This window comes from Caldisericum sp. (assembly GCA_022759145.1).
GTDB lineage: Bacteria > Caldisericota > Caldisericia > Caldisericales > Caldisericaceae > Caldisericum.
Window position 1 is genome coordinate 1 of sequence record JAEMPV010000045.1, and the last position, 8,332, is coordinate 8,332.

Consider the following 8,332-nt stretch of genomic DNA (forward strand, 5'->3'; position numbering starts at 1 on the left):
CTTTTTAGAGAAATATTTTTAAAATTGTAGAATTGGCATTGTTATGCTAAAATAGTTTGAAGGAGGTAAAAAATGGGCATGGAATTTTTTAATCAGTTGAGTTTGCTTGGAATAGGTATTGAACTTATAGTTCCTATAATTGTTTTGGTTGTCCTTTTGATATTCGCAATTCCCACTGCTATAGTTGCTCACAAGAAAGGGCGAAACGCCTTTGGATGGTTTATATTAGGGCTTTTAACAGGACCTGTTGGGCTTGCAATTATTCTTATTGCCTTGCCGATCCACTACTATATGAAAAGCGGAGATGATGACCTATGAAAATCTTCATCGATACAGCGGATATTGAAGAGATTAAGACTGCAATCTCCTGGGGCATTGTTGACGGAGTAACTACCAACCCAACCCTTATCAAAAAAGCGCTTCAGAAGTACAGGTCTCAAATAAATTCTATGGAAGATTACATAAAAGAGATTTTAAGAACCGCAGGGAGGTTGCGTCCTGTAAGTTTGGAGGTCATTAGCACAGACCCAAAAAATATGGTAAGGGAAGGAACCATTCTTTACGAAAAGTTCAACTACATCGCAAGTAATGTAGTGGTAAAGATTCCTATAAATCCAAATATTGGCGATGGTGACGACTTTGACGGCATAAAAGCAGTGCGAGAACTGAAGCAAGCAGGGATTCCGGTTAATGTAACCCTTGTTATGACACCTGAACAGGCGTTTTTAGCGGCAAAGGCAGGCGCAGATTATGTAAGCCCATTTGTTGGAAGGATTGACGATTACCTTCGAAGCAAGATTGGAATGGAATTCAAGAAAGAGGACTACTTCCCCTCTGATGGCATAGAACACGACGAGGAGATAGTTAACGATAATGGCATTGTAAGTGGCGTCCACATGCTTTCGATTGTTAAAGAAATCTTTGAAAATTACAGGTTTTCTACTAAAATAATTGCGGCATCCGTTAGGAATGCAAGGCAAGTAAGAGAAATTTTAGAAGTAGGTTGCGATATTGCAACAGTGCCTTTTTATGTTTTAAAGGATATGACAAAGCATGTTAAAACAGAAGAAGGAATGATCAATTTTGTTAGAGATGTAGAAATTGAATATAAAGAAATTTTCGGGAAAGGAGAGTAACTATGGAAATAAACGAAAAAGAACTAAAGTATTTTGAAAAAGTTGGTGATGTAGTAGACACCCTTATCGACCTTATGCTTAACTACAGGCAAAGCGGTCACCCAGGTGGATCACGTTCAAAGATGCACATGTTTGTAACCCTTATGCTTTCAGGATTCTTACACTACGACATAAGGTATCCAGAAAAAAGATTTTCCGACAGGTTTATTTTAGGTGCAGGTCATACAATCCCCCTTGTCTATGCAACACTTGCAGTTCTTAATGGAGCGGTTCAGAAGAAATACGAGGAGACTCACGATGAAAAGTTCAAATTAAGAAGAGAATTTGCACTTCTACCAGAGGATTTACTTGGTTTTAGAAGGAATAAAGGACTTTCAGGGCATGCTGAGTTTGAAGGAAAAACACTCTTTCTCAAGTTCAACACAGGTCCTTCAGGTCATGGTATAACTGCCGCTGCAGGTGAGGCGGTTGCCTTAAAGAGAGCAGGTGCAGACAAGGTTAAGGTTGTGGTAATCGAAGGTGATGCAGGACTTACACCAGGTGGTTTCCATGAGACTGCAAACTCTGCGTGGGGATTAGGGCTTGACAATCTTTTCTTCCTCATTGATTGGAATAACTACGGTATTGATGATCATCCGGTTGCAGAAACAGTGTATGGGACTCCAAAGGAGTGGTTTGGTTGCCATGGATGGCGTGTGATTGGAACTGATAACGGAAGCGACTTTAGAGAAGTTTTCAAAACTGAAGCGGAACTTTTCGATGAATCAAGAATTGAACCAAATGTCCCTAATGCCGCATATTTCAAGACAAGAAAAGGGCGTGGGTATCTTAAGTATGACAATGCATCGCATGGATCACCACACAAAATGAATTCGGAGTTATTCTGGGAAACGAAAAAGGAGTTTCAGGATAAATACGGCGTGAAGTTCGTAGGTTTTGGAGAGCCAGCACCAAAAACACAGGAAGAAATTTACAAGCAGTTCAAGGACAACATCGAAGTTGCAATGAGTGTTGTCTATAACGATAGAGAACTTCTCAATTTTATCGCAGATAGGCTTCTTGAAATTGCGGGAAAAGTTCCTGAAAATATTGATTCTTTTGAACTTAAGGGAGAAAATCCTCTTAAGGATAAGGTACTGTATGATTACAAGAATTATCCTCAAGACCTCTACTTTGCCCCAGGAAGTCATGCTGCAAATAGAGAGGCATTTTCAAAGTGGGGTGCATGGATTAACGCATATGTTGGTAAGAAATATGGAAGGCCACTTTTCATAGCAATGTCAGCAGACCTTGCAGACTCCACTCAGATTTCAGGTTTTGCAAAGCCATATGGTGATTTCCCTGGTTTTGGCTGGTATGATAAGGTAAGAAACAGAAAAGGTGTTCTCCTTCCGCAGGAAATAACGGAGTTTGTCAACTCAGGAATCTCCGTTGGGATCGCATCTGTTAATTTCTCCGAAGATCCCTTTAACGAGTTCAATGGTTTTTATTCTGCCTCTTCAACATATGGCTCTTTTGCGTATCTAAAGTATGGTATGATGAGGCTCTTCTCACAAATGGCTCAGGATTGTCAAATCAAACTTGGAAAGACCATATGGGTTATGGGACACTCAGGACCAGAAACTGCAGATGACTCTAGGACACATTTCGGAATCTTTGCACCTGGTGTAAGGGATCTCTTCCCCGAGGGACATGTAATTGATCTTGTTCCGTGGGAGGCAAATGAAGTGCCTGTTCTTCTTGGAAGGGCACTTGAACTCGACGCACATATCATTGCACTTGTCCTTACAAGACCTGCAATTCCTATTCCAGATAGAAGTGCCCTGGGGCTTGCTTCACACTTCGAGGCAGCGCATGGTGCATATATACTTAAGGACTTTGAGCCTGGCTTAGAACCAATGGGAACAGTTATCGTTCAGGGGACAAGTTCCACTCTATCTGTTATCAAGGTAATTCCACAACTAAAGGAAGCAAAGCTTAATGTCAGGATAGTTTCAACTCCAAGTTATGAACTATTTAGAAGAGAACCGCAGGAGTATAAAGATAAGGTCCTTCCATGGAAACTATGGCACGACTCGATGGTTATTACAAATGAGTCAATAAAGCTTATGCATCACTGGATAGCAAACCCTGTTGTTAAAGAATACTCCCTTTCCTCAGACTGGGACAACAGATGGCGAACAGGTGGCACAGTTGATGAGGTCGTAGAAGAAGCACACCTCGACCCGAAGCATGTCTTTGAAGGCATCGAAAGATTTGTAAGGGATCGTGAAAAGAGGCTTGCAAGAATCGCAGAGATTGTAAAATAAAGACCATAGAATAAATGCTTTTTTCAGGGGCGTAAAAGCCCCTGTTTTTGATTTGTCATAATTTACTAAACGGGCATTAGACTGCTTTCTATCTTCTGATAAATAGAATTTTTAATCTAAATCAAATAACTTCCCCGGATTCATAATGTTACCCGGATCAAATAACTTCTTAACTTCCTTCATTACCTTTACTTCTTCTTTCTTTGTTTCTGCTAAAACCTTCTTTTTAATAAATCCAATCCCATGCTCTCCGCTTACTGCACCTCCTAATTCTCCCGCTTTAATTGCAATCTTATCAAGTATTTCCTCAGAATAATCCTTCCATTCCTCTGGTTTCATTCCTTCCGGTTTCATTGGAGCTGGATGAAGATTTCCATCAGCTGCATGTCCTGCAACAGGTATCTTAACCTTATACTCCTTAGATGTTTGCTCTATATAGTCCATAAGTTCAGGAATTTCAGAGGTTGGCACAACAACATCGCCAGTTGGGACATAAGGGTCGGCTGCCTTAATAGCTTCAAGCCAGTTTCGACGCACTTTCCAAATTTTCTCGGATGTGCTCCTGTTATCGGCAACAAACACATCTAATGCACCATTTGCAAGAAGAACTTCTCCTGCTTTTTCATATATATCTTCCAGCTCTTCTTTTGTCCTTCCTTCAAACTGTAATATGAGAAAGGCTTCTGCTTCATCTTGAAAAGGAAGCGAAGTATTGTTGTATTTTACGCCTAACTGGACAGAAAGCTTATCAATAAACTCTACTGCGGTTGGTAGGACTTTGCTTTCCGTAATTGCTAAAGAAACATTCTTAATAGCATCCTCTATGCTTGCAAAAGGAACTAAAAGGTCAACAGTCTTACCGGGAAGTGGAATAAGGTTTACGAATATTTTTGTGAATACTGCAAGGGTTCCTTCGGATCCTACAAGAAATTTCACAAACTCATAACCACTTGAATCCTTCCTTCTTTTTCCCCCAAATTGCACTATTTCACCATTTGGCAAAACTGCTTCTATGCCAAGCACATGGTGCCCAGTATTTCCATACTTTATTACCTTACTTCCGCCCGCATTTGTTGCAACATTGCCACCAATAAAACTTGTTTCTACGCTCATTGGATATCCTGCATAATACAATCCATAATCAGCAACTTTTTTGCAGAGGTCATTTGTCACAACCCCGGGTTCAGCAACAGCAACAAGATTCGCCTTATCAATTTCCAAAAGCCTGTTCATTCTTTCAAGGGATATAACAATACCTCCATAAAGAGGAACAGCACCTCCTGCTAATCCACTTCCAGCACCTCGTGGTGTAATTGGTATGTGCTCCTTGTTTGCAAGCTTCACGATTTTTGCAATTTGTTCACTATTTTCCGGTTTAACAACCACATCTGGCATATGAGCATAATATTTTCCTCCTGATTCATCTGCAGAATAGCTCTCCAACGCCTCTTTATCCTCATAAATTACAGCCTTGTCGCCTGCTATCCTTCTCAACTCTTTTACAAGAGATTCTGTTACCTTATTGTAATCGCCCATTATTGCCCTCCTTCATTCTTGTATTCTTTCAATTTTTGAATCAATACAGGAACAATTTCAAATAAATCTCCAACAATTCCAAAGTCAGCAATCTTGAATATGTTTGCATCTGGATCGCTATTAATGGCAACAATAGTTCCAGAAGATGACATTCCTGCGATATGCTGAACTGCACCAGAAATTCCAATTGCAATGTAGAGTCGAGGACTTACCGTTTTCCCAGAGAGACCAACCTGATGCGAGTAAGGAACCCATCCCATATCAACCGCTTGTCTTGATGCTCCAACAGAGCCACCCAACAACTCTGCAAGATCATAAAGCAACTTAAAATTCTTTGCATCCTTCAAGCCCTTACCGCCTGCAACTATTATATCTGCTTCTTGAATAGGTAGAGTTGCAGTTTCATCTTTTATGAACTCTAAGAATTTTACCTTGGAAGAATAAGTATCTTCGGGATATTCTTTTACGATAACCTCACCTTTTCTTGATTCATCTTTTGGAAGTGGCTTTTTGGATTTTGGTCTCACAGTTGCCATTTGAGGTCTATAATCTGCTGTCTTAATTGTAGCCATAACATTGCCACCAATAGCAGGTCGTGTCTGGATTAAAAGACCTGATTCAGGCTCAATATCCAAACCTGTGCAATCCGCTGTAAGACCTGTTTCTATTTTGGCGGCAAGCATAGGCATTATGGTTCTTCCATATGTGGTTGCAGATGCAATGAAAACTTCTGGCAAAAATTCCTTGACCAATTTTTCAAGGACATTCACATATGCATCAGGTGCAAAATGTGCTAAAGCAGGATGATCAACAACATAAACAATATCTGCGCCATGATAAATGAGGTCTTTCACATTTTCCTTAATGTTATGTCCGAGGATAACGCTTGCAAGGAAAGTGCCTCTTTTGTCTGCTAATTCTCTTCCCCAGGTAAGGAGTTCATAAGAAACAGGGCTAATTTTGCCTTCACGTTCCTCTCCTAAAGTCCATATACCCTGGAAATTTCCTTCATTTGCTTTCATAGTGTCCTCCAACCTAAATGAGTGCTTTATCTTTCAAAAATTGAAGAAGTTTCTCTACTGCTTTCTCAGGATCTTTTCCCTCAACGATAATACCATTTCGAGAAAGTGTTGGATAAAATATCTTTACAACCCTTGTAGGAGAGCCACTGAGACCAACTTTAGAAGGATCCAACCCCAGTTCTTTTGCGGTCACAACAGGAATATCTATCTTTTTAGCTTTTAACTTTCCTTTGAGATTTGGCACTCTTGGTTCGTTTATTTCTTTAACAACAGTTATTAATACGGGAAGTTCTGCTTCAACAACCTCATGACCTCCTTCAACTGCCCTTTCAACAATAATTTTTCCATCCTTGATGTCCCTGATTTTGCTCACATAGGTAAGCGCAGGCATATTAAGTTGTGCAGCAACGCTTGGTCCAACCTGTCCTGTTTCGCCATCTGTTGCTCTTTCTCCTGCAAAAATTAAATCAAAATTGCCAACCTTCTTTATAGCGGTTGATAAAGTAAGGGCAGTAGCCCAGGTATCAGCCCCTGCAAAGGCTCTGTCTGACAAAAGGATTCCTTTATCACATCCCATAGCGATTGCTTCTCTAATTGCATCAGATGCTGCAGGTGGTCCCATTGAAATAACGGTAATTTCTGTCCCTTCGATTCTTTCTTTAAGTCTGACAGCTTCTTCTACTGCATACAGATCTAATGGGTTTAATTCAGATTCCATAGCGCTTCTAACCATTGTCCCCGTTTTTTCATCCATCTTTACCTTGTCTGTTGCCGGAACCTGCTTTACAAGCACTGCAATTCTCATATTCTACCTCCATATTTATTTTCTTAATCTTTCAAACCATTCAAATTTTAGTATTTTATATTCAAAATTTAGTTTTTACAATAGAGTAAAATAGGTAATTTCGATATAGAATTGGCGATAGGATTGAAGGAATGAGCCTTAATAAAAAAACCCGTTGTTTTTAAAACTCCATAATCTGTGGTAAAATTCTTTTTGTGAAAATTAAAGAAAAACCACTTTATAAGAAAGAGGAAGTTGGCAATAGCATCACACACGGCGTTGGGATAGCGCTGAGTATTGCGGGTCTAGTGTTGCTCGTAATTAAAGGTGTAAGGTCTCATAATCCTACCAAACTTCTGTCATTTATTGTCTTTGGAATTACACTTACACTTCTTTATACTGCTTCAACACTTTACCACTCGCTTTATATCAATGTAAAAAGTGAAAAACTAAAAAGGATTTTGCGTCTTTTAGACCACTCAGCAATCTACCTTCTCATAGCAGGCACTTATACTCCTTTTGCCCTCATTTCAATTGGTGGAACTTTAGGAAGAAACATATTTATTTTAGTCTGGGTGCTTGCAATAATAGGGATTGTCTTAAAGGTCTTCTTTGTGGGGAAATACTCCGTGCTTTTTACTACTACATATTTAATAATGGGATATTTAATACTTTTCGCATGGAAAACCCTTGTTAGAAATCTTCCCAAAGGTGCTTTAATCCTTCTTGTTCTGGGAGGATTGACCTACACAATAGGAGTATTTTTCTACGCCTTCCAAAGATATCGATACAATCACTTCATTTGGCACTTCTTTGTCCTTGGCGGTAGTATCCTTCACTATCTTGCAGTCTTGCTATATCTTTAGTTTGTCTATTTTTGTGCTTGACTAATTCTTTTTGTGGGTTAAAATAGTACACAATGGACAAGATACACTACTACGACGGTGAAATATACAGGATGTTAATAGACCCAAATCTTTCAGGGTTAAGGCAGAAGATACTTAATAATATTAAGGGATGTAATAAATTCATCGACATTGGTTGCGGAACCGGTGCACTTGTAATGGAAGCAAGTTCGGTATGTGAGTTTGCAGTTGGTGTTGACCTTTCTTCAAAGATGATAGACCTTGCAAACAAGGTAAAAAACGAAAGAAAGCTCAAAAATGTTGATTTTTTCCACGGTGGTGTTGATGTCCTCAATAACTTTAAAGACAAAGAGTTCGACTTTGCGTCATTTTCTATGTCCTTACACGAAATGGAAGAGGAAGAAAGAATTGTTCTTCTTAACGAAGCGCTGAGAATTGCAAATAGAGTTATTATTGCAGATTACCTAATTCCTGCTCAAACATTATCATCAGATTTGGGTGTAGTGTTTGTTGAATTTATTGCAGGTATTAACCACTTCAAAAATTACCTGAACTTTAGAAGGCATGGCGGTATAAAATACCTTGTTAAGAAGACAAATGCAAATGTCATATCAACTGAATTTTATTCAACAATTTTCGAAATAGTAGTTTTGTCCAAGTAGTTATTTCCTGTATTTTT

General features: G+C 39.2%; 8 protein-coding genes. 5 read left to right on the top strand and 3 right to left on the bottom strand.

The annotated features are described in order from the left end of the window. Positions 1-72 precede the first annotated feature (72 nt). From JHC30_02825 to JHC30_02835, 3 genes are read left to right on the top strand one after another with little or no spacing between them, the layout of a single operon-like run. Positions 73-318 carry a hypothetical protein gene (locus JHC30_02825; protein ID MCI4463088.1) on the top strand — a complete coding sequence of 82 codons (246 nt, stop codon included), beginning with the start codon at positions 73-75 and terminating at the stop codon, positions 316-318. After that, positions 315-1,136: a transaldolase gene (locus JHC30_02830; protein ID MCI4463089.1), complete on the top strand. Its 822-nt coding sequence runs from the start codon at positions 315-317 to the stop codon at positions 1,134-1,136. Before JHC30_02825 ends, JHC30_02830 begins: the two co-directional genes overlap by 4 nt. 2 nt (positions 1,137-1,138) lie before the next feature. After that, positions 1,139-3,445: a transketolase gene (locus JHC30_02835; GenBank protein ID MCI4463090.1), complete on the top strand. Its 2,307-nt coding sequence runs from the start codon at positions 1,139-1,141 to the stop codon at positions 3,443-3,445. Positions 3,446-3,556: 111 nt separating this feature from the next. Here the strand turns inward: JHC30_02835 and JHC30_02840 are convergent, their stop codons facing one another. From JHC30_02840 to JHC30_02850, 3 genes are read right to left on the bottom strand one after another with little or no spacing between them, the layout of a single operon-like run. Beyond that, the gene (locus JHC30_02840; protein MCI4463091.1) at positions 3,557-4,981 is read right to left on the bottom strand and encodes an FAD-binding oxidoreductase; all 1,425 of its coding nucleotides are present in this window, start codon (positions 4,979-4,981) and stop codon (positions 3,557-3,559) included. Then, the gene (locus JHC30_02845) at positions 4,981-6,003 is read right to left on the bottom strand and encodes an electron transfer flavoprotein subunit alpha/FixB family protein (protein ID MCI4463092.1); all 1,023 of its coding nucleotides are present in this window, start codon (positions 6,001-6,003) and stop codon (positions 4,981-4,983) included. The genes JHC30_02840 and JHC30_02845 overlap by 1 nt, the downstream gene beginning before the upstream one ends. Before the next feature lie 13 nt (positions 6,004-6,016). Beyond that, the gene (locus JHC30_02850; GenBank protein ID MCI4463093.1) at positions 6,017-6,808 is read right to left on the bottom strand and encodes an electron transfer flavoprotein subunit beta/FixA family protein; all 792 of its coding nucleotides are present in this window, start codon (positions 6,806-6,808) and stop codon (positions 6,017-6,019) included. Positions 6,809-7,002: 194 nt separating this feature from the next. Here JHC30_02850 and JHC30_02855 point away from each other — a divergent pair, with 194 nt between their 5' ends. Both JHC30_02855 and JHC30_02860 read left to right on the top strand, forming a co-directional pair. Continuing rightward, positions 7,003-7,653: a hemolysin III family protein gene (locus tag JHC30_02855; protein MCI4463094.1), complete on the top strand. Its 651-nt coding sequence runs from the start codon at positions 7,003-7,005 to the stop codon at positions 7,651-7,653. A 53-nt stretch (positions 7,654-7,706) separates the two neighbouring features. Continuing rightward, the gene (locus JHC30_02860) at positions 7,707-8,315 is read left to right on the top strand and encodes a class I SAM-dependent methyltransferase (GenBank protein ID MCI4463095.1); all 609 of its coding nucleotides are present in this window, start codon (positions 7,707-7,709) and stop codon (positions 8,313-8,315) included. The last annotated feature ends 17 nt before the right edge of the window (positions 8,316-8,332 follow it).

Excerpts from the sequence above, each read along its gene's own strand:
- JHC30_02825 (MCI4463088.1), top strand. The coding sequence starts at position 73 with ATGGGCATGGAATTTTTTAATCAGTTGAGTTTGCTTGGAATAGGTATT.
- JHC30_02830 (MCI4463089.1), top strand. The coding sequence starts at position 315 with ATGAAAATCTTCATCGATACAGCGGATATTGAAGAGATTAAGACTGCA.
- JHC30_02835 (MCI4463090.1), top strand. The coding sequence starts at position 1,139 with ATGGAAATAAACGAAAAAGAACTAAAGTATTTTGAAAAAGTTGGTGAT.
- JHC30_02840 (MCI4463091.1), bottom strand. The coding sequence starts at position 4,981 with ATGGGCGATTACAATAAGGTAACAGAATCTCTTGTAAAAGAGTTGAGA.
- JHC30_02845 (MCI4463092.1), bottom strand. The coding sequence starts at position 6,003 with ATGAAAGCAAATGAAGGAAATTTCCAGGGTATATGGACTTTAGGAGAG.
- JHC30_02850 (MCI4463093.1), bottom strand. The coding sequence starts at position 6,808 with ATGAGAATTGCAGTGCTTGTAAAGCAGGTTCCGGCAACAGACAAGGTA.
- JHC30_02860 (MCI4463095.1), top strand. The coding sequence starts at position 7,707 with ATGGACAAGATACACTACTACGACGGTGAAATATACAGGATGTTAATA.